At 40.6% G+C, this 21,038-nt stretch carries 23 protein-coding genes and 1 pseudogene; 7 read left to right on the top strand and 17 right to left on the bottom strand.

Annotated features, from left to right (window positions below; translation table 11 throughout):
- Positions 1-96: 96 nt before the first annotated feature.
- The 3 genes from H580_RS0113665 to H580_RS0113655 form a co-directional block, all read right to left on the bottom strand.
- Entirely contained in the window at positions 97-1,464 is a 1,368-nt protein-coding gene (locus tag H580_RS0113665) for a sensor histidine kinase (protein WP_028595299.1), read from the bottom strand.
- A complete protein-coding gene (locus H580_RS0113660) occupies positions 1,461-2,135 on the bottom strand; it encodes a response regulator transcription factor (RefSeq protein WP_028595298.1) in 675 nt (224 codons plus the stop codon). Before H580_RS0113660 ends, H580_RS0113665 begins: the two co-directional genes overlap by 4 nt.
- Positions 2,136-2,344: 209 nt before the next feature.
- Positions 2,345-2,722, bottom strand: a complete 378-nt coding sequence (locus H580_RS0113655; RefSeq protein WP_028595297.1) for a VOC family protein — start codon at positions 2,720-2,722, stop codon at positions 2,345-2,347.
- Positions 2,723-3,068: 346 nt separating this feature from the next.
- On the opposite strand from H580_RS0113655, the gene H580_RS0113650 reads away from it, so the two are divergent.
- Entirely contained in the window at positions 3,069-4,538 is a 1,470-nt protein-coding gene (locus H580_RS0113650; RefSeq protein WP_028595296.1) for an amidohydrolase family protein, read from the top strand.
- 263 nt (positions 4,539-4,801) lie between these two features.
- Here H580_RS0113650 and H580_RS0113645 read toward each other — a convergent pair whose 3' ends face one another.
- The 3 genes from H580_RS0113645 to H580_RS24235 all read right to left on the bottom strand — a co-directional run bounded on the left by H580_RS0113645 (position 4,802) and on the right by H580_RS24235 (position 7,800).
- A complete protein-coding gene (locus H580_RS0113645; RefSeq protein WP_028595295.1) occupies positions 4,802-5,317 on the bottom strand; it encodes a PCYCGC motif-containing (lipo)protein in 516 nt (171 codons plus the stop codon).
- A gap of 120 nt (positions 5,318-5,437) precedes the next feature.
- The gene (locus H580_RS0113640) at positions 5,438-7,099 is read right to left on the bottom strand and encodes a multicopper oxidase family protein (protein ID WP_028595294.1); all 1,662 of its coding nucleotides are present in this window, start codon (positions 7,097-7,099) and stop codon (positions 5,438-5,440) included.
- 164 nt (positions 7,100-7,263) lie between these two features.
- Positions 7,264-7,800 carry a CAP domain-containing protein gene (locus H580_RS24235; protein ID WP_051217456.1) on the bottom strand — a complete coding sequence of 179 codons (537 nt, stop codon included), beginning with the start codon at positions 7,798-7,800 and terminating at the stop codon, positions 7,264-7,266.
- A gap of 269 nt (positions 7,801-8,069) precedes the next feature.
- Between H580_RS24235 and H580_RS0113630 the strand changes: the two genes are divergently transcribed.
- Positions 8,070-8,450 (top strand): hypothetical protein, encoded by a 381-nt coding sequence (locus H580_RS0113630; RefSeq protein WP_028595293.1) that lies wholly within the window; start codon positions 8,070-8,072, stop codon positions 8,448-8,450.
- A gap of 343 nt (positions 8,451-8,793) precedes the next feature.
- Here the strand turns inward: H580_RS0113630 and H580_RS0113625 are convergent, their stop codons facing one another.
- The 4 genes from H580_RS0113625 to H580_RS0113610 all read right to left on the bottom strand — a co-directional run bounded on the left by H580_RS0113625 (position 8,794) and on the right by H580_RS0113610 (position 10,990).
- A complete protein-coding gene (locus H580_RS0113625) occupies positions 8,794-9,534 on the bottom strand; it encodes an SDR family NAD(P)-dependent oxidoreductase (protein ID WP_028595292.1) in 741 nt (246 codons plus the stop codon).
- Positions 9,535-9,595: 61 nt separating this feature from the next.
- Positions 9,596-10,012, bottom strand: coding sequence for a GNAT family N-acetyltransferase (locus tag H580_RS0113620; protein ID WP_245583566.1), 417 nt, complete (start codon positions 10,010-10,012; stop codon positions 9,596-9,598).
- A 183-nt stretch (positions 10,013-10,195) separates the two neighbouring features.
- On the bottom strand, positions 10,196-10,624 hold the full coding sequence (locus H580_RS0113615) for a DUF4279 domain-containing protein (protein WP_028595290.1): 429 nt from the start codon (positions 10,622-10,624) through the stop codon (positions 10,196-10,198).
- Positions 10,625-10,642: 18 nt separating this feature from the next.
- The gene (locus tag H580_RS0113610) at positions 10,643-10,990 is read right to left on the bottom strand and encodes a hypothetical protein (protein ID WP_028595289.1); all 348 of its coding nucleotides are present in this window, start codon (positions 10,988-10,990) and stop codon (positions 10,643-10,645) included.
- An 86-nt stretch (positions 10,991-11,076) separates the two neighbouring features.
- On the opposite strand from H580_RS0113610, the pseudogene H580_RS26675 reads away from it, so the two are divergent.
- A pseudogene (locus tag H580_RS26675) lies at positions 11,077-11,190 on the top strand (shikimate kinase); the annotation flags it as partial.
- Positions 11,191-11,247: 57 nt separating this feature from the next.
- Here the strand turns inward: H580_RS26675 and H580_RS0113600 are convergent.
- Positions 11,248-11,856: a TetR/AcrR family transcriptional regulator gene (locus H580_RS0113600; protein ID WP_028595288.1), complete on the bottom strand. Its 609-nt coding sequence runs from the start codon at positions 11,854-11,856 to the stop codon at positions 11,248-11,250.
- Between the two features lie 152 nt (positions 11,857-12,008).
- On the opposite strand from H580_RS0113600, the gene H580_RS0113595 reads away from it, so the two are divergent.
- Both H580_RS0113595 and H580_RS0113590 read left to right on the top strand, forming a co-directional pair.
- Positions 12,009-12,584 (top strand): hypothetical protein, encoded by a 576-nt coding sequence (locus H580_RS0113595; protein ID WP_028595287.1) that lies wholly within the window; start codon positions 12,009-12,011, stop codon positions 12,582-12,584.
- On the top strand, positions 12,581-13,228 hold the full coding sequence (locus H580_RS0113590; protein WP_028595286.1) for a GNAT family N-acetyltransferase: 648 nt from the start codon (positions 12,581-12,583) through the stop codon (positions 13,226-13,228). The genes H580_RS0113595 and H580_RS0113590 overlap by 4 nt, the downstream gene beginning before the upstream one ends.
- On the opposite strand, the gene H580_RS0113585 is transcribed toward H580_RS0113590, so the two are convergent.
- Entirely contained in the window at positions 13,217-13,600 is a 384-nt protein-coding gene (locus tag H580_RS0113585) for a DUF6508 domain-containing protein (RefSeq protein WP_028595285.1), read from the bottom strand. The two genes, H580_RS0113590 and H580_RS0113585, sit on opposite strands and share 12 nt — an antisense overlap.
- A gap of 117 nt (positions 13,601-13,717) precedes the next feature.
- On the opposite strand from H580_RS0113585, the gene H580_RS0113580 reads away from it, so the two are divergent.
- Positions 13,718-14,263, top strand: coding sequence for a GNAT family N-acetyltransferase (locus H580_RS0113580; protein WP_028595284.1), 546 nt, complete (start codon positions 13,718-13,720; stop codon positions 14,261-14,263).
- A gap of 156 nt (positions 14,264-14,419) precedes the next feature.
- Here the strand turns inward: H580_RS0113580 and H580_RS0113575 are convergent, their stop codons facing one another.
- The 3 genes from H580_RS0113575 to H580_RS0113565 all read right to left on the bottom strand — a co-directional run bounded on the left by H580_RS0113575 (position 14,420) and on the right by H580_RS0113565 (position 16,868).
- Positions 14,420-15,706, bottom strand: a complete 1,287-nt coding sequence (locus H580_RS0113575) for a DUF4179 domain-containing protein (RefSeq protein WP_342663191.1) — start codon at positions 15,704-15,706, stop codon at positions 14,420-14,422.
- A complete protein-coding gene (locus H580_RS0113570) occupies positions 15,669-16,232 on the bottom strand; it encodes an RNA polymerase sigma factor (RefSeq protein WP_028595282.1) in 564 nt (187 codons plus the stop codon). Before H580_RS0113570 ends, H580_RS0113575 begins: the two co-directional genes overlap by 38 nt.
- A 129-nt stretch (positions 16,233-16,361) precedes the next feature.
- Entirely contained in the window at positions 16,362-16,868 is a 507-nt protein-coding gene (locus H580_RS0113565; protein ID WP_028595281.1) for a GNAT family N-acetyltransferase, read from the bottom strand.
- Positions 16,869-17,071: 203 nt separating this feature from the next.
- Here H580_RS0113565 and H580_RS0113560 point away from each other — a divergent pair, with 203 nt between their 5' ends.
- The gene (locus tag H580_RS0113560) at positions 17,072-18,703 is read left to right on the top strand and encodes a glycosyl hydrolase family 18 protein (RefSeq protein ID WP_028595280.1); all 1,632 of its coding nucleotides are present in this window, start codon (positions 17,072-17,074) and stop codon (positions 18,701-18,703) included.
- Between the two features lie 143 nt (positions 18,704-18,846).
- Here H580_RS0113560 and H580_RS24225 read toward each other — a convergent pair whose 3' ends face one another.
- Both H580_RS24225 and H580_RS0113550 read right to left on the bottom strand, forming a co-directional pair.
- Positions 18,847-20,082 (bottom strand): MFS transporter, encoded by a 1,236-nt coding sequence (locus H580_RS24225; RefSeq protein WP_036605238.1) that lies wholly within the window; start codon positions 20,080-20,082, stop codon positions 18,847-18,849.
- A gap of 118 nt (positions 20,083-20,200) precedes the next feature.
- On the bottom strand, positions 20,201-20,896 hold the full coding sequence (locus H580_RS0113550; RefSeq protein WP_028595279.1) for a DUF421 domain-containing protein: 696 nt from the start codon (positions 20,894-20,896) through the stop codon (positions 20,201-20,203).
- Positions 20,897-21,038: the final 142 nt, after the last annotated feature.

The raw sequence follows: 21,038 nt of genomic DNA, 5'->3' as shown, positions 1-21,038 counted from the left end.
CAGCGTCATATGCAAGGAGGAAGCTTGCACATGCTGCTGTAGCATCGAGTATACGTGTATGCGGTAGATAAATTGAATATCATATTATGAATCCATCTACGCTGTGGGCGTTGTTAGTGGTAATGTAACAATGACGGTCGTTCCTTGACCTGGCTCACTTTCCACTCGCAGATCGCCTTGATGAAGCGATACGATCTGCTTAACGATGGCGAGCCCCAGTCCACTGCCTTCATATTTGCGACTATGGGATCGATCTGCCTTAAAAAACCGATCAAAGATTCGCTTTTGGTCCTCTAAAGGAATACCAATCCCCGTGTCGGTTATTTGGATAATTACAACCTTACTATCTTGTTTGATGCTGATACTAATTGCACCACCATCCTTAGAAAACTTAATACTATTACCGATGATATTTGTCCATACTTGGTTTAATAGATCAGGATCAGCCACTAAGCGAACGGACTCCAAATCTAGCTCGAAACGGATACTTCGAGCTGTCCATTGGGGCTGAATAGCGATGATAGCTCTCCTCATCTGTTCATCAAGATTAAATGTAGTCATCTGTAGTGGCTGTGACTGCGATTCAAGCATACTCAGCTTGAGCAGGCTATCGCTCATGTTGGACATGCGAGCTGCTTCTGCAATAATAATATCAAGATAACGACTTCGCTCATGATCTGTGAGGTGTACTTGCTTGAGCGCTACCGCATAGCCAGATATCGAAGTAAGCGGCGACTGAACTTCGTGCGATACGTTCGTTACAAATTCCCTACGCATCTGCTCAAGCTGCTGGAGATTATGCATCATTTCTTCAAAGCTCCGAGCCAGCGTTCCTAGTTCTCCTTGTTGTTTAATATTCAATTTGACGTTGAAATCTCCACCTGCTATACGCCTAGTCGCTTGCGTTAATTTCTTAATCGGTCTGACCACGAATATAGCGGATACCAGAATCACCAAACTTCCTCCGACCAACGAATATATCATAAAATGATACGTCCATATACGAAGAAATGAAGTTGAAGATGGTGAGCGTCGCTCCAGAAACATAGCTTTCGTACCCACTTCTGTTTTTACCGGTAATCCTAAAAGTATAGGATTAATCCCATTCGTCTTGACTCGAACAACTTCACCGTCTAATACTTTTTTTATTTGTTCATTGGTCACATGAAGAGGCTCATGCCCATCAATCGCCCCATAAATCTGAAGATGACCTAATTCATTGTACATTCGCAAATAATAAGAATTGAGCTGCTTCATTCCGCTTACAAACGAATCTGCGTCTTGCAATGGAAATGCCTCATAGATTCGGACGATATCTTGGCCGAAGTCGTCTAACGTTACTTGCAAGTTGTCGTTCAACTCATCTTCAAAAGCCCAAGTTGCTACTAAAAAAGCAATGATCGTCCCCCCGATCACCGAGACAAGAAAGGTTAGAACAACCCGTGGATATAGGGAGCGTATCATTCACCCACCTCAAGCCGATAGCCAAGCCCACGCATCGTCTCGATACGAAAATCATGTGTATTCGCAAAACGATCGCGCAGGCGTTTAATATGTACATCAATCGTTCGTTCATCTCCAGCATAATCGATACCCCAAATTTGCTCGATCAACTGCTCGCGTGTATAGACTTGTCCAGGTGTTCCAGCTAACTTATACAGTAATTCGAACTCTTTGAGCGGCAGTGTGAGCGTATCTTCCCCTATCAACACTTTAAAGCTCCGCCGATCAAGTATGACGCTGCCGAAGCGAATGATCTGCATAGAGCCAATCTTGTATCGTTTCAGCAGTGCCTTAACGCGAGCCATCATTTCCAACGGATCAAACGGTTTCGTCAAATAATCATCCGTCCCAAGCTCGAATCCTTTCACCTTCTCCCAGGTCTCGCCTCTAGCAGTCAGCATAAGTAACGGGAGATCCGGATTGGCTCTTCGCAGCTCCTTGCATAACGCCCAGCCATCCATAAGGGGCATCATAATATCAAGTATGACAAGGTCAATTTGCCTTGATGAATAAATAGCTAGTGCTTCCTTTCCATCCACGGCTTCAGCTATGTCGAACCCGTCATTACGTAGAAATAAACAGACCAGCTCACGAATGTTCGCATCGTCATCAGCAACTAGTATCGTAGGCATTCGTTCCACTCTCCCTATTCTCCATCCTGTATACAAATGACCAGTCTACTAATTATTTTATATTGCTAGCCTAATAACCAAAATAAGATAAACCAATCTATTATTATTCTCTCATATATTCAATATTTACATATAGCTTACCACACCTGCTCACATCAAAAAAACGTCACCACACAACGTGATGACGTTTCCGTCTAATAAACTTCAAATTACTTCTTTTCCATAACAGCGAAATAGCTGTTCTCGTCATCAGCAAAGTTGAATACACGCCCACCAGGCAAGCTTACAACATCACCAACGGTAACCCCATTTTCTTTAAAGCTACTGTACAATCCATCTAAATCATCGGTAAATAGCATGATGGAAGGAGTGCCTAAGTTCATATCAGGCTGCATTTCAGCGATCAACTGCTTGTTATGAAGAACGAAGCTCGTTAGCCCTCCTTGCGACGGTGCGACTTCAATCCAACGCATTGGACCTTGACTCTCTTCCGAAACGACGATAAATCCTGCCTTTTCGGTCCAAAACTTCACTGCTTGATCTTGATCGTTCACATACAGCATAATTTGTCCAATTTGATTGATCATTTTGCACACTCCCTAGGAATTCAATAACGATTATTATGCCCACGAACGACAAGCTGTAAGCTATAGATCATACCGAGCATAACTATGCTATATAAGTATAATCAAATGTCAGGATTGCAGACAAGCATGAAAGCATGATTATAAATAAGACTTCATTTTCCTTGATGTATCGATAACCCTATTTACCGAAATGAAACATGTAACAGCGTATTAAATTACGTGTAATAGAATCTCATGACAGCTCGTCACTATGTCATATGACGGATATGATTGTATATTCACCCTGTAACCACGAAGCGACTGATTGGCATGCAGCCATATCAGCAATCAGAAAGGGTGTATCTTTTTGTACAAAAATCTAGTATGCAAAAACAGTATTATGATGTTAATCGTCATCATACTATCCGGGCTGCTCGCGCAAACAACCTATGCTTTGCTCAATCCCCCTAGCCCAAAAGGAAAAAACAGTCTGATTATTCAAGACGTAACCGTTGTGGATGTGAAGACAGGCAAGCTTACACCAAAGCAATCCATTGTCATTACAGGTAACAAGATCACGCGTATTGATGATTCACTAGATATCGATGTTCCTGAAAATGCTCGAGTCATTAAAGCTTCTGGCAAATACGTCATTCCCGGCCTATGGGATATGCATGTTCATATGGAACATTTTATGGATAGTGCGGTTCCACTTTTGTTAGCTAACGGAGTAACAGGCGTCAGGGAAATGGGCACTAGTCTGAATCATGTGAAATTGACGCAAAACATGCACAACAAGGGTACATTAATGCCACGCATTGTCTATTCCGGGAAGGTACTCAATACATTCTCGAATGAACATGCACCTGGGCATCATTTTAATTTGAAAACAGAGGCAGAAACTCGTGAAGCTGTCCAACTTCTGAAACAGTACAAAGTGGATCATGTAAAAATCTACTCCAATATGCCTGAAAAGCTATACGCTGCTGCATTGGATGAAGCAAAAAAACAGCAGCTGCCTGCTGCTGGTCATCTGCCACTTACGATACGCGCAGATAAAGCTTCAAATGACGGCATGAAAAGCTTTGAGCATTTACATGGTATGCACATCGCGACAGCATCCCAACAGTCAAGAATCTTCGATCAATTTATTAAAGAAGCAGCAACAGGTCTATTAGATAAAGATCATCTGCGCTATTATGACTATGAAATCAAAGCAGCCGCATATTACAGTGCTCGTGATTCACAAAAGCTGTATGACATTTTCAAACAAAACGAGACCTACCAAGTACCGACGCTGGTCACAATGAAAAGTGTAAATAAGCCAACTCCTGATCAACGGATCAAGTATGTTGCACCATCTATTCAGAAGCAATGGCTGACAGGGATGGAAAGAACTCAAAGTAATAAAAGAGAAGTGAAGTTGTTGAATCAAATGGTGAAGATTAATTCGGATTTGATCCGTAAAATGAATCAGGCAGGAGTTCCTATTATGGCTGGTTCGGATGCCACATACATGATGCCAAACTTGTATTATGGCTTTAGCCTACATGAGGAATTGCAGCTGTTAGTGGAAGCGGGATTGAGTCCCCTGCAAGCCCTTCAATCTGCTACGATTAATCCAGCTCGTTACTTAGACAATGAGGAGAATCAAGGTACAGTTGAGGAAGGAAAGCTTGCGGAGTTGGTTATTTTAGATGCCAATCCATTAACGGATATTCGCAACACAACTCGTATTCATGCTGTTGTGATGAATGGACATTTGATAGACCAGAACAAGATCAAAAGTATGATAAAAACATACCCTGTCATCAAAGAGTTCACTCGAAAGAAATAAGAGAAGATATGCACAGCGATCTATGTTTAGCACTCATTTTTAAGATAAAAAATCACTATATCATGATAAAGTTTTAATATAAATAACGGGTTTTCAACTAAAAACTTTAGCATATGCTTTAATATTCATTTGCACATCTATATTAGGTACTAATCTTACAAAAACTCCTGTTGGTTATTAAGCCTTCAGGAGTTTTACATTGTCTATGTCGAATTATTAAAAGGATATACTTCTTCACTTACGTTCTTGCCATTCTGCACGCACTATACACTAGGCATCGGTGTTGGTGTTGGTGGCGCATAGCCTTCTTTATACTTCTTATCAATTTCAGAACGAATGTCTGATAATGAGGAACCTTCTTTGTGCATTTTAGCCGTAATGATTGCCGTTTCGATACATACTCCGCAGCGAGTGCCGTGATCATCCCATACAACAGAATCCTCATTAATTTCTTTGATAAAACAGTTCAAATTGTTATTGTGCCCCGCACTGTCACCACAGCCACAATAGCAAGGTATGTATTCCAATTGTTCTGTTACACTAGCTGCTGTTTTGTAAGCTGTACGTACAAGTTCAGGCTGTTTGTCCAAAAATGCCGGCAGCTTCTCTAAGGAAGCCGTAGTTTCTTGCAGGTCACCATTTGGTGCATGCTGTTGATGGCCTACGTTATGGTTTGCATTCGAGCTGCCACTGCTAGAATCGCTTGAACTGCTGCAGCCTGCTAATAGGAGACTAAATCCAAGGGCGAATACGCCAGTGAATTTTGCTATTTTATTCATACAAACACTCCCTTATCAAATATCTTCCATTATATCACGAAAAATAACCAATCCGACACTTTCTAGTGATTGCTTTTGGATTGTCGCTCTAGGAGTTAGAAATATGTTACGAAATAAACATTACTCTGGCTTGTTGCCAACAGTCGGATCCGGTGTGTAATTGCTTGTATATCCTTTATACATGACATCCGTGACCATTCCGTCAGCTGCGTGGTGCAGATCATGGCAGTGGAACATCCAATCCCCTGGATTATCCGCCTCGAATGCAACTACATACTCCTCGCCTGGCTTCACATTAAGCGTATCTTTTATGACAGGCGCTCCTGCAAGCGGCTTGCCATTCTTACTTAACACTTGGAAGAAGTGGCCGTGCAAATGCATCGGATGATCATCCATCATAGAGTTGTTTACGAACGTAACTTTGACTTTCTCGCCTTTATCGACTTTAATTTTATCGGTGTCAGGAAATACTTTGCCGTTAATCGTATAGACCATCTTGCCGTTCTTCATTTCTGTATTTAAATCCATCAGAACATCTTGATCGAATTTCTGCTCCAAAGAGAACTTCGTCTCAGCTTGCTTGCCATAATTGGTAAGATCAAATGCCGGCAGTTTTTCTTTCGCATTCGATACGTCTGTATGGTTTGCAGCACCTTCGTAAGCAATAACCGTCCTCATATTTTTCACTCTGTCATCCGAGCCGTGTTCTTCAAGAAGCCAATTGCCAGGGTTATTGGCTGTAAATTCGATATCGTAGCGTTCACCTGGTGCAATGGCAATCCCTTGGTCTGTAATCACTGCTGGACTATTCACAGGCTGTCCATCTGAAGCAATAACTTTAAATTCATGGCCGTGCAGATGCATCGTATGCGTAAGGTAGCCTGCATTGACGAGGCGAATCCGCACTTTATCACCTTCCTTGACGACCAGCTTATCAATGGCGTCACCTGATTTGCCATTGATCGTATATACATCATACATGCTCATATCATGGCCGCCCATGCTGCCCATGTTCATTTTACTGTGATCCATGCCTTCGCTACCATTGGACTCCGCTTGGCCATGCCCCATTTGGCTGTGGTCCATTCCCTCCATGTTACCCATGCTATGGCCATCATTATTGGAATCACCTACTGCTTCTTTTCCCATCTCCATGCTTCCTGAACTCATCCATTCATCCAAGACTAAGGTGTAGTCACGGTCGTACCTTTCTTTCGGATCCTCGACAATAAGCGTGCCGTAAAGTCCTTTGTCGACTTGATTTACACTGTCTTGATGAGAGTGGTACCAATAGGTTCCCGGGACATTAGCTTTAAATTCATATGTAAATGATTTACCTGCAACGACTGCATCCTGCGTCACACCAGGTATACCATCCATGTTATTAGGAACAGGATATCCATGCCAATGAATCGATACTGGCTCTTCTAGTTCATTTTTCAAGTGAATGTTTACCGTATCGCCTACTTTGACTCGAATTTCTGGACCTGGTACAGAGTTGTTAAACGTCCACACTGGCAAGGTTGTGTCTTTCGAAACTTGCAAATGGCTCCTTTGAGCTGTAATGGTGAACGCTTTACCATCCACGACAGGTGCAGCTTTAGTTAGCTTGCCGTCACCCGTTACAACCTTAGGAGAGTTTGCAGCATCAGCGTTTTTTTCTGAATCCTGCGTATTCATATTAGAATGGTCCATACCTTCGTGTTTGTTTGTATCGAAACAACCTGTCAGAACGATGCTAATTGCGTTGATAGCAAGAAGAATTTTCAGTTTATTTTTCATCTTCGAAACCTCCATCTTTTGCGTGTTGATCCTACTGTACATAACAATTGTGTGGAAACGATGGAGATAACCAAAAAAAGCAGGGGAACCTTTTAGTCCCCGTGCTTTGGCTTTTACGCATACTATCGTGACTTCAATGACATCCTCATCTCATACATCTGAAACTACAGCCTTACAAATAACTGAACCCAATAGTGAGCATACGTGCTGGTAGCGTTCCCCGGGACGTAACCAACACCTAAATAAGTGAAATTCGGATTTAAAATATTTGCGCGGTGACCAGGACTGTTCATCCATGCCGTCATGACTGCTTGAGGAGTTGGGTAACCAGCTGCAATATTTTCGCCTTGTGCAGTCCAATTCACACCAAAACGTATTAACATCTCTCCAGGCGTCCCATAGGTTGGAGAGTCATGTGAAAAATAGTTATTGTCTCTCATATCTGCTGCTTTAATCGTCGCAATATGCCCTAAATAATCAGTGTACACCATGTCGGCAAGTGTAAATTCTAGCTTGACTAAGGGATTCAGCCCTCTACTTGTACGCTCCTGATTGACCAGACGAAATACGTCATCGGCAAATGTCTGAGTTGCACGGATTCTATTTTGTATAATCAGCCCTTTCGCATAAAGAGCTTTTCGTTTTTGTAATGGATAAGGTTTAACTCTTCTACATGAGGAAATCATACGACTTTTTTTCATAGCAGCAGCCTCCTACTCTCCTTACTAGCATCTCTCTTATATTTCTATGAAACTTTGCTAGTAAGGTGTCGGCTAATTCACCCGCTCCCACCCTTTACATAGGGAAGGTCCCTATTTAGTTTGGCTGCTATACCCGCTTCACCTTCAAAATATTGGATGGATTAACATAAAGGTTATGACCGCACAATTCAAACAAGGATGGCATTTCATCCAAGCAGCATAATTACTAGATTCATTATTTAACTTAGAACGCTTAAGGAGGATATGAGATGATAAGAAAACAAATTAAAAGACCATTGCTTCCAAAACCAAAAAACATTCAACTTCCTATTCAAAAAAATAAAAAGATTCCGAAGATTAAAGTAATCTTTATGTCTCCTACTGAAAGGAGCTCGGAGAATTTAGGAGGGGGATTCCGGCGTCATATCTTTAATGATGTGGAGATTCCAGCTACGGATTATGCTGAAATTAGATTGTTTATTCGCAATAGCAATAGAAAGCCTGTAAGTGCAGGGTGGGCGATAGGTGAATTCCATCAAGCTTATGCCGTTGAAAGTTATCCATTATCCAATACTGTATGGGCAATTACTGTATATAACGCCACTAATACTGCTAGATCCGTAACTCCTTATTTAATAACAAAGTCATAAGTGTACGCGATTGTAAAACAAGCATAGACAGGCTAGGCTCCCCGCGTTCTGCGGGGTCTTTCTATTTATGGGTATATAGGTCGAGAAATGAACACAAGAATGATAAGGTTTTTAGTTATTTCACGGGTTTATACAAGTAAACATTATCATATACATAAATGTTTACTTGAAGTTATATTCATGGATTTATGAAATACACCCACATTAATACTTTTGGGGTATATATGTTAAGTTCATAGTAAAGCGAAGAACTCCTTCTCTACACTATAGTGAGAAGGAGTTTATTATTTATCACATAAGTTCATGTATGTTTACTGCGCCAAAAGTTTAGTTTATCCACTTACTAACTCGTAATAGCTGTGAGTGTTCTTCCCGCTTCCACTCTCTCTTCTATAATTTGCTTGAGATGCTTTACGACAAACTCAGTAGATTGCAGCTGTCCGCTTGTATAAGCTTCCTGAAACAGTCCTGCGCAAGAAAACTGTGCAGTGTCTTGTTCTCTTGCACTTTGCTGCAAAGACGTATCTACCATCCCTGGATCGATAGCAACGATTTCAACAGGATATTTACGATTCATCTGTTCCGCTCCTATACATTGGGTGAACATGTTCAAGCCCGCTTTAGCTGTGCAATAGATGCTCATATCAGGCACAGGATAAACCGCAGATCCTGAAGAGATATTTATGATTTTCTTTCTTATTTCGAGGCCTGTGGTATGTTTGATAAAGCTAGAAGATAGAAGGATTGGGGCTGTTAAACTAATTTGCAGGTTGGATACGATCTCATCATATGTACAGAGCTCAATTGGCTTAAGAGGTTCCAGCATCGCGGCGTTGTTAATTAAACAGATCATATCTGCTTGTACATGTTCCATTTGTTCCAAAATAGAACATATTAATTCATTGAGCTTATCTACTTCGCTTAAGTTGAAACCGATATGCCTGTAGTTATCGTACGCGGATAGAAGTTTAGACTCTCCTCGTGATATTCCGTAGACGTAATGACCATCTTCCAGTAAAGACTTTGCTAATGTTTCACCGATCCCTCTCGAGGTTCCTGTAATTATAAAATAACGAGTAGACAAGATAATTCCCCTCCTTAGCTTTAGTTACTCCACACTCTATTTTCTAGAACGTGGATGTGAATTAATCTGAGATTACATATTCAAGCTGCATATCTCTTGGGTCACTTTCATAAAGCTCCATTTTAATTTCCTCGGCTTCTTTACAACCCAATGTATAGTAAAAGACGATGGTATCCTCAGCCGAACCCGCACAAATATAAATCTTGTCTGCTCCCCATTTCTGAGCCATGCCAGCACAACTGAGAAACAACCTTTTACCGATACCTTTATTGCGATGCTCTAGTGAAATAAAGAGCGAGTCCAGTAAGATATGCTTGTATTTGTGGCCAAACATCTCACGATTAACCGTACCAAAGCCAATTAGCTTGCCGCTTTCGTCAAAAGCACCGACTGCATAGCCGCAATCAAATATCGTTTGCTTTAGTTTGCCGAGATAATGCTCATATCCATCGGGCCAGCTATTTTCATAGTAATCGATTTCGACTAGTTGACGTTTGCCGTCTACTTCCCGCCAAGCTCTTTTGATGTATTGAGCGGGATTGATTTCATTGATTCGTGTACATTCATCCAGTGTTAATGCTCGAATTGTATAGGTATGCTACATCGTTGTTCTCCTCTAAGATGCATACAGGATTAAAGACTACTCATTAAGGTCTACTCCTCAATAAGGGTTTGCATATAGATCGATTTCGATTTCTGCCTGAATAAAGTGGATAAAATCTATCACTTTTCTATTCAATGAAAATGCTGGCGTATACCCCTTCTCCATTATGATGACTATATCTAATCGACACTCCAATTCAAAATCCTTACGAATTTCATTGATTACTTCTCTTTTTCCGTGCAGTATATCAATGATTTTACTTAACTGATTATCGACATCAAGTGATTCTTCATAGTTGGTTTCAAGCTGCCATGCCGTTTCTTTTCTTTGAATAGTTATACCGAGTTTGTCCGATTGCTTCGCGGATATAAGGTCTCCTTTTCTATATCCCATAGATGGTTTCAGTCCTATTTTTTCTGTTACATATTCCAATGGAAATTCATCACCATACAAACTGAAACAAGCTCTTACGTTTGTTTTCTCCAATGCGCACCTCGCTATCCATTACAATCTGCCTTCACTAACTTTCAACAGTAAGTCCTCTATGATCTCTATTAACTTCGAATAATCCCTTGTCCGTAAACAATAAATCGGATTACCCCAGTCTAGCTCTTCATTCGTCGAGTCTACTAATACAAGAGTATATTCTCCAGTACAATCAAATTCAGGATACCATCCTAAATCAAGAATACGATGATGGCTCAGATGTCGGAATTGTAAAATATCCTCTTTAAACTCCCAGCAATGTATATAGTCATTTGTTGTAAAATCCTCTGGATAAACCTCGTTAAAAACATTGTAGAAAGTTGTCCACCCTGATGGAATACGTAACGGAACTAATGTAAGTGTCATCGTTTCTCCTTCGTGTCTTAAAAATAGTTGCTGGATCTTTGAATACAAGCTATAATTTGAAAAATTTATACAAGGAGCTGCATCTCATGAAATTTGTTCTACTATTCGGTCCTCAAGCTGTTGGCAAAATGACAATTGGTTATGAATTAGAAAAATTGACGGGCTTAAAGCTATTTCACAATCATATGACCCTTGAAATATCATAATTATAAAAACTCCTACAAATTTAATATGCATCGCTGCCCATCCTGACCATTCTACGAGTTAGTAGGTTCCATTCTACCTATTAGGCCAAAGAAAAATAGCTCTATTAGCTGATCGATATTTTGTTCAACTTGCTCTCGATTCGCAGCTGAATTCTGATATCTTTCCAGTTCATTTTTGTACATCGTGAAATACATCATACTCATCTCTTCCGTAATCTCTTTTTTAATAAAACCCTCCTGCTTGCCCATCTCAATATACTTCATATAAAAAGGCATCACTTTGTCCACGTTATACTTCTGCAATTGGCTGCCCCATTCGTCCATCTCTGTGCCTAAAGGATTTATTGCATCATCAAATAGAACCTTAACACTTTCAGCTTCGAGCAGCATGATTTGCTTTGTTTTTTCAGGGTAAGACAGCTCTGAAGCAAGAATGCGTTCACATTGCTCCAATCGCGTGTCCATCCAATCCATCAACATATCTATATAAAGTTTTTCTTTCGTTCCAAAGTAATTATATATGGTCGCGGGAGATACTTTAGCAAGTTCAGCTATCTCATGTACACTCACTTTTTGAAACCCGTATTGCATAAACAACGGTAAGGAAGCACGGTAAATTTGATCGATTTTCTTCTGTTTGCGACGTTCATAGCCGTTCATCTCTATCACCTCACAAAAAGTGTAGCTTAAGTTTTAGAGTATATCAATGATATGAGTATAAAACCTATTGCATTTAGACGCTTTGCAGTTATAATCGTTTTAGAGTAATCTTATACAATCACTACATAACTTTAGAATAAGGAGTGTATTCGATGAAAAAGGAACTACGTATTCCTCCGTTTTTGCATGATGTGTTTGGTGAGAAGCAGCATATAGGATCGATAATCGCTGTTCTGTTCTTTGGGGTACTGCTAACAGGGGCATTACTGTGGAGATCTCCCGAAATGATCCAATCGTTACCATTGTGGCGCAGTATACTCGCCTGTATTCTGATCTTCGATATATTTGCTGGCTGTATCGCTAATTTTACAGTCTCGACTAATAACTTTTATGCGGCACGGAGCACAAACCGGATCGTATTTATAAGCATACATGTTCATATTGTACTTATTGCGTTATTGCTTGGTGTAAATGTAGAACATTCCATCGTTGTGTGGGCGTATACGATTATTGGTGCGTTTATTGTAAACTCACTTATCAGAAAGCAATCCCAATTATTCATTGCAGGCCTCCTCTTGTCTATTGGACTCGGCTTGTTGCCATTGCTCCCTAACCTCCATTCCTATATGTTAACGACCTGTATATTATTTATGATCAAAGTGCTGTTCAGCTTCGCCGTCGATCATTATGGCAGCAAACCATTTCACAAAGTTGGTGATGATACTTGAGCTCTTCTAATCGTATATCCAAGCTGAATCAGTCAAATAAAGCCTCTTTCGTATCGCTTATGAGCAGCGCATTTGCTCAAGATCCCATTTTTCTGCATATATTCGGCCATTCTGAGTGTAATGAGCAAGCTCGACGCCATACGGCTCATTTCTTTTCATTTCTATTTGATAAAAGTGAATGGCTTCATGAAGATGTATGGGGCTATTTTGAAAATGAGAAACTGCTTGGGGCCTATATTATAGAGAAGCCTGCGACCAATACAATAAAGCCTATGGACATCGTAAAGTTGCTTGGAAGACTCATTTCTTTGGCTTGCCGCTTACCAATTAGGAAGATTCAACAGTTAAACAAATACATGCAAGTTACCCGCTCCATGGCCCCTCGTACCGCCCATCACTATCTGATTATGATTGGAGTCGCACCAGAAGCACAAGGCAAAGGAATCGGAAAAGCACTGCTGCACCATCTGTTACATGACGTAGATTCTTGCCCACTGTCGCATGGCGTGGCGCTAGATACAGAAAACAAATCGAATACGGCTCTCTATGAAAAGTTCGGATTCGTGTTGATGCGAGAAGCTCGACTCGATCATGTCCCCGTCTACGGTATGTTCCGTCCAAGACAGCAGAAATCAACCATGTAGCCCCTTTACTCTTTCTAATATAGCAGCTACGATACCTTTCTTAATTACGGTGATAAATAACCCTTCGTTAAACCGATCTCCTCTAATGTAGCTTGTCATTAGTTTGCGAAGGGTTTCCATATCAGCTTGCTTAATATGATCAGAAATATCAATATTTATATCTCTATACACTTCATGCCTATTGAGCCATTCCATCCAATCAAATACCATTAAAAACCCTGTATCCGTGAGCACTTCACGAAACTCCATAACCGTATCATTCTCAAACTCATAACCATTTTTGTGAACCGTGAACGTTTGTTCATGTTGAAAATAATCAAAATACGTCAGTAATCTGCTCGTCTCAGCTTGCGATAATTCTTGATCATGCATGAAGCGATCCCCTCCTTACTATGAAAATAGGTAAATATATAAATTATTTCTTTATTATAATACTCTTTCTTTGCTAAAGTGTATAAAACAACCAATATCTTATAGGGGTGAGATACAATGTTCATACATACCATTGATGAAGAACTATCTCTTAAATTAATAGAACTAAAGGATGCAGATCGTATTTTTAAATTAACAAATGATTCAAGAAACTATCTGAGAGAATGGCTGCCATGGCTCGATGAAACAACAAATATTGAAGATACAAAAGCATTTATTCAAATGTGTCTTACAGGCTTCGCAGAAAATAGAAATCTTACTACAGCTATCGTATACAAAGGTCAAATTGTTGGTGTTGCAGGATTCAATCAAATCAACCGTTCTAACCAAGTCGCTCAAATAGGGTATTGGCTTGCTCAAGTGTATCAAGGAAATGGTATTATGACCCGAGTAGCAAGTGCATTGACTGATTATGCATTTCATGAATTAAGCCTTAATAAAGTTGAAATTATAGCTGCCGTAGGCAATACAAAGAGCAGAAGCATACCTGAGCGCTTAAACTATGTGCAGGAAGGCAGCATTCGACAAGCCGAATGGTTGTATGACCATTATGTCGATCATGTCGTATATGGCGTGTTAGCGGAAGAATGGAATAGTAAGTAGGCACAATTACAAATCCAGACTATTTAAAAAGTTAAAGAACCCTGTCTCTTAAGAAAGACAGGGTTCTTATACTGTCTGAACAAGACCCTCTCGGCCCTATATACAAATGGTACAATTATTGCTGCGTTTTTGATTCAGGATATAAAACCGATCATTCTATTTATGGATAGGAAGAGATATTCTCTTATTGTAGGTTTTAATATAAGTGAAATCCTCCAGCAGCAAGGATTCAGGTTTATCTTTTGTGTTAAAGGAAAACGTGTTTTCCCTCATAATATTATTATTCCTCAAATCCCAAGGACGGCTTTCAGAAATCGATGATACTGGAATCACTTTACCACCAGCTGTTACGGATATAGTATCCCATTTCAATTTTGTAAATTCTCTTCTAGCAATAACAACATCATAGCCTGTCCCGGTCTTGGTTACACTGCGAATCCATAACTTCTCATCGCCTATTTTAATGGACCGATCTGATGGTGAAGCGAGAGAAATGGGCTCTTCTATTTTTTGATAGCCTAAGAAGTTTTCAAGTTCAAGCTCAATGGAATTTATTCTGTCTGTTGGTAGCATATCAAATATAAGCTCAAATTCAGGCATTTTACCATGCTTTCCCTTATATTGAACTTCTATTCCATTCACGTAAAGTTTGTATTTGCCATAAGTTCTCGGGTATTCCTCAAATTCATAACGCCCTTTAATAAGGGTTGATGTAGGTGAAGCAGAAATAGAATTATAGTGAATCGTTCCATGATCGACTTCAATGGATTGATCAAGCTCCTGTTTGATAATGCTCTTCATCGCTTTATTGGCTTCAAACTTGAAAGAAATCGGATAAAACACTCGCTCGTCATTAATCCATTCATAGAAGTTAACCGTTAATGTCCTAGAAAATGGGCTAACAGGTTCAAATCTAGCCTGTCCCACGAACTGAGACTTGTTCTTACCATCACCGCCACCGTACCCTTGCGAATTTGAATCTGTCAGGAATCCTGTTAATTTATCGAAGCCATATCGACGAAAATCTTCATCCTTGAACTCGATGCCCACTGGTCGATCCATCGTGTAGTACATGAGAAACACATTATCGTCCGCCATAACACCATTGATAGTAACGACAGTGCCGTCCCTAAGCGTTATACTTTCATCTACCTTTTGACCATATCCTTGTTCTGTTACTTCAGAAAAGCTTAGCGCGCCCCAATTCGTTTTGAAGAACTTCTCACCATAATAAGCTAGGGCAGGATACTGATACACACCAACCAATAAAATGAACACCGCAGCCGCTGATGCGATCCAGGATACGGCTTTATTTTTGCTTTTCTTTTTATCGGGAACGTTATGAAGCGCATCTCGAAGTCGTCCCTCCAGTTCTGAAGGAGTCTGCATCGTATCAAAAGTCTGTTTATGCTCCTTTAACTTCTCCTCGATTGTCTTCATCATGCTCACCTCCAATCATCACTTTCAGTTTTTGAATACCTTGTGAGATTCTTGACTTGATCGTTCCCAGCGGTGCGCCGGTCATGTCCGCAATCATCTGATATGGAAGATCATGAACATATCGAAGTTCGATCGCTTCCCGCTGCTGTTCATTCAAATGAGAAAGCAGAAACTCCATATTCATCTCTGACTCTGTATAGCGATATGGATTATCATCCGTTAATGCAGCAAATGAAGACTCTCCTTCATCTCCCACTGGAAGCAACCGCTCCTTTTTGCGAAGCAACGTTTTGCAGCGATTGACGAGAATCGTTTTACTCCAACTGTAAAAGGCTTCACCCTTTTGCAATTGGTCAATCTTTTCATAAAGTGTAACGATCATGTCTTCCATCGCATCCAACGCATCATGCTCGTTTCCCATGTACGAATAAGCGAGACGATAATAAGCGTCCTTATCGGCCATGATGAGCTGTACTAAAGCTTCCTTGTTGCCTTTTTGGGCTTGTCTGACAAGATGGCTTACTCTCATGTTCACTCCCCTTTTCATAGATAAGAGACCACAGAGTCAATAAAGGTTCATTGTTCATACAAATTTATAAAATAATAAAACGGCCCCAAGGAGCCGCCTCTACAACTTTATAATAGACTCTTATTCCTTTTATAAGGAGACCGCATAGACTAAAACATCTTTTTCCCATTTATTAATGGTCTTTTCTACCGTCATTCCGATTCGTTCAGCTACCCTGGCCGATGGCGTGTTATTTACATCAACGAAAGAAATTAGCTTCCTCAACCCCATTTGCTCAAAGCCGTATTTTTTGCAAGCCAATGCAGCTTCCGTTGCATATCCATTGCCCCATACTCGTCTAGCAAACAGGTAGCCTATCTCCATTTCGATTACATCGTCTAGTTGTTGAGGAACTATGCCGCATTGTCCAAGAAAGTCTCCTTTTGCTTTATCTTCAACGATCCAAAGCCCTGTACCATATGTATCGTAATTACGCAGTGTCCAATCCACCCATTCGCTCGCCTGCTGCTCATTTTTCGTTGATGGATAGTATTTCATAGCCTCAGAATCCGAGAAAATTTCCATTAATACTTCAACATCAGCTTGGATCATCTTTCTCAAAAGCAATCTGTCTGTATAAAGAACCAGATTACGCATCTTATCCCTCCTGCCAAGTTTAAGATCCTTCAGCTCTTATTACGCTACATTCTAAATATATTGATTATAACTGCACAGCATGTTCAAAGCGATGGATACCGAACACGATTTTTATACGGTGTGAGATAGATAGCCATAGACTTATATATAAATATACTCATGTTTAGTATAATAGATGGATGAATTTAGTAGGAGGAATGACGATGTTCAAAAAGATAGCAGCGCTTTCCACTGCCATGTTGCTGCTTGCAGGGACAGGAAGTACATTGGCGTATAACGCTCAATTGAAACCGTATTCCGATGTGAAGAAAGATTGGGCAACTGATAGTATTTACAAGCTGTCCGTAACAGGCGTTGTCTCTGGTATGGGCAATGGTACCTTTCAAGGGAATGACGTTCTAACAAGAGAGGCATTTGTCAAAATGCTAATGGCAGCTAACCCAGAACAGTACGAGTCAAAATCAGGTACCTCGATGAAATTAAAAGATATGCAGGATGCTGCTTACTGGTCCTATGATTATGTAAAACACGCTTATGATCAAGGTCTGATCCAATTCATGATTAAGGATCGTCAATTCAAACCTAAAAATGAGATTACGAGAGAAGAAGTGGCTGTACTTACAGGCAACCTGCTGCTGCAACAAAAGACGGACGCAGAACGTAAAGCATGGAAAGATTCTGGCTGGAAGGACGAACAGAGCAATCATAACTTTGCAGATGCTAACAAAATAAACCCGAACTATTTGCCTGAGCTTTACTACAGCTCCTCTCTAGGCATTATGGTTGGCGATAAAACAGGCGCATTTCGACCAAATGCATCTTTAACAAGAAAAGAAGCCGCGTCTATTATTGAGCGGGTCATCAATGAACGAATTAAAGATCAGCCTCTATCCGGGATCGGTTATTATGCGATTGAATCATTCAAACAAGCGAATCAAATGAGCCATTTAAATGACGTCAAATTTGGTTGGTCCGAACTTAGCTATACAGCTGATGGCGTCGCTTCATTGGATATGAAAGCTGGTGAGTATGCGGTGCCTAGTGGCTGGGAAGCTGCGATCCAGATTGCGGATCAGCACAACGTACAGAAAGAGCTGAGTATATTTGCACATAACGGCAAAGGTCAATTAAGCAAGTTCCTTACAGATCTTCCTGCGCAGCAAGCCTTTATTCAGTCTGTTCAATCGGAAATGGCGAATAATCCATATGGGTTTTCGGGGATTTCTATTGATTTTGAAGGTATTAAGAAAGAATCGGAGCAGGCTGCCTTTGTATCTTTTTTACGAGAGTTGAAACAGAGCTTGAATGGGTTTACCTTTTCCGTAGCAGTTCCACCAACAAACTGGTATAAAGGCTACGATTACAAATCAATCGGTGCGATTGCCGACCAAGTGATTCTTATGGCTTACGATTATACACATATGGAGAGCAGGCTTCCATCTGCTCCCCTGCCATTGGTCAATGAAACGATACAAGCGGCATTGAAAGTAATACCGAAAGAAAAGCTTGTGTTAGGTATTTCAAAGCAAGCGAATCAATGGATAACACGACCAGATGGAACGAGGGTGTCAGAACAACCATCTATCAAGTTAGTGGAAGAGCGGGCAGCCAAATCGGGCAGCAAAGTGGAATTCGTGACACCGTACTTTTTAAGCAAAATTACGTTCAAAGATGACCGCGGCAGCCACGAGATTTGGTATGAAAATACGCAAAGTATTGAACATAAAATATGGCTGGCCAAGTTTTACGGCTTGCAAGGTGTTTCCTTATGGCATATGGGTAACTATACAGCAGCCGATTATGAAATGCTCAAGCAGCATACGACTAAACCATAATTGAAAGGCTTATGTAGACGCCTGCACTTATAGAGCTCATCATACTTATATAGCTCATTATGAATGTAAGCCACTCTTCAGAGTGGCTTTTTTACGAGATCAACTACTCATCTCCAAATCTTTTCACCCTAACCTGAAACATGTTAAGTGGGCATCAATCCCTCTTCCTCTTGCCGCTCTTTGCTTGGATGAATGGCGAACAAAGCGATGCCGCAGCATAGGAGGCCTGCACCCGTGAATATATAGAACACCATTTTATCATTATCCAAAAAAAATGAAGTGATCAACGGACCCGCTGCAACACCGATAAAACGCATACTGCTGTATAAAGACGTAATCGTCCCTCGCTGCTTTTTATCTATCCCTTCTGTAATTAAGGCATCCAGACTTGGCAATATGAGACCAATCCCTATTCCTCCAACGGACAAGAGAATAAGATTCGTTAGCAGCTTGGTCGTATCCAGAAATAAAAACATCCCCATACTTACGGTCAAAATGACTGTACCCGTAAAGTTAATCCACTTCATTTTACATTTGTCGGTCCCAATTAATTTACCAGTCAAATAGGATGCAAGGCAGATGGCACTTAACGGAATGGCAAGCAAAGCGCCTTTCTTAATTCCTTCGATTCCATGCTTGTCCTCCAGCATTGTGGACATATGATACAAAAACCCAAACATAATATACATCGTGATCCCACCGATTACGAAAATCGCATACAACCAACGGCCATCCTTGTATAAAATGTCGCCAACATCATGGAGGAATGCTTTGAACGTGATCTTTTGCTGGTTGTTTTTCTTAGGCACCTTGACGAAGATTGCGATCGCAGCTATCGAGATCAAACAGAAGAACGGTATTATCGCAAGCGGAAGAAACCAGACTACTAACGTAAGCGCAGAGCCCAGTATAGGACTTAGTACTTTGCCAAATGTATTCGATGTCTCGATCATGCCGAGTGAACTGCTTACTTGCTCATCACTTTTAAACATATCCCCGACCAATGGAATCACGATAGGAAATGCCCCTGCTGCACCAATGCCTTGGATAAATCGGCCAATAAGAATACCGATATACGCGGCATTCTGTTCTAATTTCCAAGCGGATAAGCCTGATACAACGCCGCCGATGGCTGCAATAATTAATCCGATCGTGATGATTAACTTGCGACCGTAACGGTCAGATAAGTATCCTGCTATCGGAATGCATACGATGGATACAGCTGCATAAACCGTTATGATTAAGCTGGTCATCACAGAGGTAATTCCTAATTTCTTCTGCATCAAAGGCAGCACGGGAATAAGCATCGAGTTGGCCAACGTCATGATTAGCGGTATCGAGGCAAGTGCAACTAAATCATGTTTCTTTTGTTCCTCCATTGATGCATCCTCTTTCTTCATTCCAAGGCTGGTTACTGCTCACTCGGATAAGATTTCCCTTGATACATCATTTCATTCCAGCCTGACTAAAATGCTGCTTAACCTGAACACGCCCAAATTAACATTTATCTATAAATAACGATCCATCTTGTTGAATTTCGGCATACAAAACCTCTTCTACCGATCGAATTCCGTGTTTCTTTAATTCGTTATGTACCCAAACTTCAGTAAGATTTAATTCCTTCAAATTTTTGTATACGATTTTTCCATCTGCAATAATTTCGGAAGGAAGATAAACAAATTTCCTAGGAGCAATGTTCATATCTGCTTTCGTTACCTGCTGTTGAGCTTCTTTCATTAATACACTTAATCTCCCGTCAGGCTCAAGAATGGCATAATTTACGTCTTTCGTACTGAAAACATTGTTTTCTCGAAGCATCATACTCAAATCATCCAAATTTAAACGACTGCTATAAAGAGCCTGCTTCATAATTTTCCCCCTTTTAATAAGGATTGTTGGTTCTCCGTCCAGCAAAATACGTACTTTAGTTGATTTGAGCGCGATAAATCCGACAAGTATCGTTAACACCGACCACCAGACAATGCTGACAACACCATTGAAAAATGGCGTTTCTGTTTCACCTGCAATATCAGCAGCGATAGAGCCTATTGTGATACCTGTAACATAGTTAAAGAAAGTAAGATGACTGAGCTGTTTTTTTCCAAGAAAACGAGTTACCGATAATATGATAACAAACGCAGCAGTAGCTCTGATGATCATTTCCCAAAAATCTACGTGAGCAAAATCATTCATCCGTATGCATCCCTACGATCATAGTTCGAATTGTAATCGTTATTATGTTTCCCTTCTCTAGCATTATGCACGGTTGAAGAACGCTGCACATTGCGGAGTTCGTACAACTTGCATTCGCTCGCCATTTCACATATAATTTTAG

This window comes from Paenibacillus assamensis DSM 18201 (assembly GCF_000422445.1).
Lineage (GTDB): Bacteria > Bacillota > Bacilli > Paenibacillales > Paenibacillaceae > Paenibacillus_B > Paenibacillus_B assamensis.
The sequence above is the reverse complement of the archived record's forward strand: the minus strand, read 5'-3'. Positions and strand labels throughout refer to the sequence as shown.

Coding starts and splice junctions, on each gene's coding strand:
- H580_RS0113665 (WP_028595299.1), bottom strand. CDS start 1,464: ATGATACGCTCCCTATATCCACGGGTTGTTCTAACCTTTCTTGTCTCG.
- H580_RS0113660 (WP_028595298.1), bottom strand. CDS start 2,135: ATGCCTACGATACTAGTTGCTGATGACGATGCGAACATTCGTGAGCTG.
- H580_RS0113655 (WP_028595297.1), bottom strand. CDS start 2,722: ATGATCAATCAAATTGGACAAATTATGCTGTATGTGAACGATCAAGAT.
- H580_RS0113645 (WP_028595295.1), bottom strand. CDS start 5,317: ATGAATAAAATAGCAAAATTCACTGGCGTATTCGCCCTTGGATTTAGT.
- H580_RS0113640 (WP_028595294.1), bottom strand. CDS start 7,099: ATGAAAAATAAACTGAAAATTCTTCTTGCTATCAACGCAATTAGCATC.
- H580_RS24235 (WP_051217456.1), bottom strand. CDS start 7,800: ATGAAAAAAAGTCGTATGATTTCCTCATGTAGAAGAGTTAAACCTTAT.
- H580_RS0113630 (WP_028595293.1), top strand. CDS start 8,070: ATGATAAGAAAACAAATTAAAAGACCATTGCTTCCAAAACCAAAAAAC.
- H580_RS0113610 (WP_028595289.1), bottom strand. CDS start 10,990: ATGACACTTACATTAGTTCCGTTACGTATTCCATCAGGGTGGACAACT.
- H580_RS0113600 (WP_028595288.1), bottom strand. CDS start 11,856: ATGAACGGCTATGAACGTCGCAAACAGAAGAAAATCGATCAAATTTAC.
- H580_RS0113595 (WP_028595287.1), top strand. CDS start 12,009: ATGAAAAAGGAACTACGTATTCCTCCGTTTTTGCATGATGTGTTTGGT.
- H580_RS0113585 (WP_028595285.1), bottom strand. CDS start 13,600: ATGCATGATCAAGAATTATCGCAAGCTGAGACGAGCAGATTACTGACG.
- H580_RS0113580 (WP_028595284.1), top strand. CDS start 13,718: ATGTTCATACATACCATTGATGAAGAACTATCTCTTAAATTAATAGAA.
- H580_RS0113575 (WP_342663191.1), bottom strand. CDS start 15,706: ATGATGAAGACAATCGAGGAGAAGTTAAAGGAGCATAAACAGACTTTT.
- H580_RS0113570 (WP_028595282.1), bottom strand. CDS start 16,232: ATGAGAGTAAGCCATCTTGTCAGACAAGCCCAAAAAGGCAACAAGGAA.
- H580_RS0113565 (WP_028595281.1), bottom strand. CDS start 16,868: ATGCGTAATCTGGTTCTTTATACAGACAGATTGCTTTTGAGAAAGATG.
- H580_RS0113560 (WP_028595280.1), top strand. CDS start 17,072: ATGTTCAAAAAGATAGCAGCGCTTTCCACTGCCATGTTGCTGCTTGCA.
- H580_RS24225 (WP_036605238.1), bottom strand. CDS start 20,082: ATGGAGGAACAAAAGAAACATGATTTAGTTGCACTTGCCTCGATACCG.
- H580_RS0113550 (WP_028595279.1), bottom strand. CDS start 20,896: ATGAATGATTTTGCTCACGTAGATTTTTGGGAAATGATCATCAGAGCT.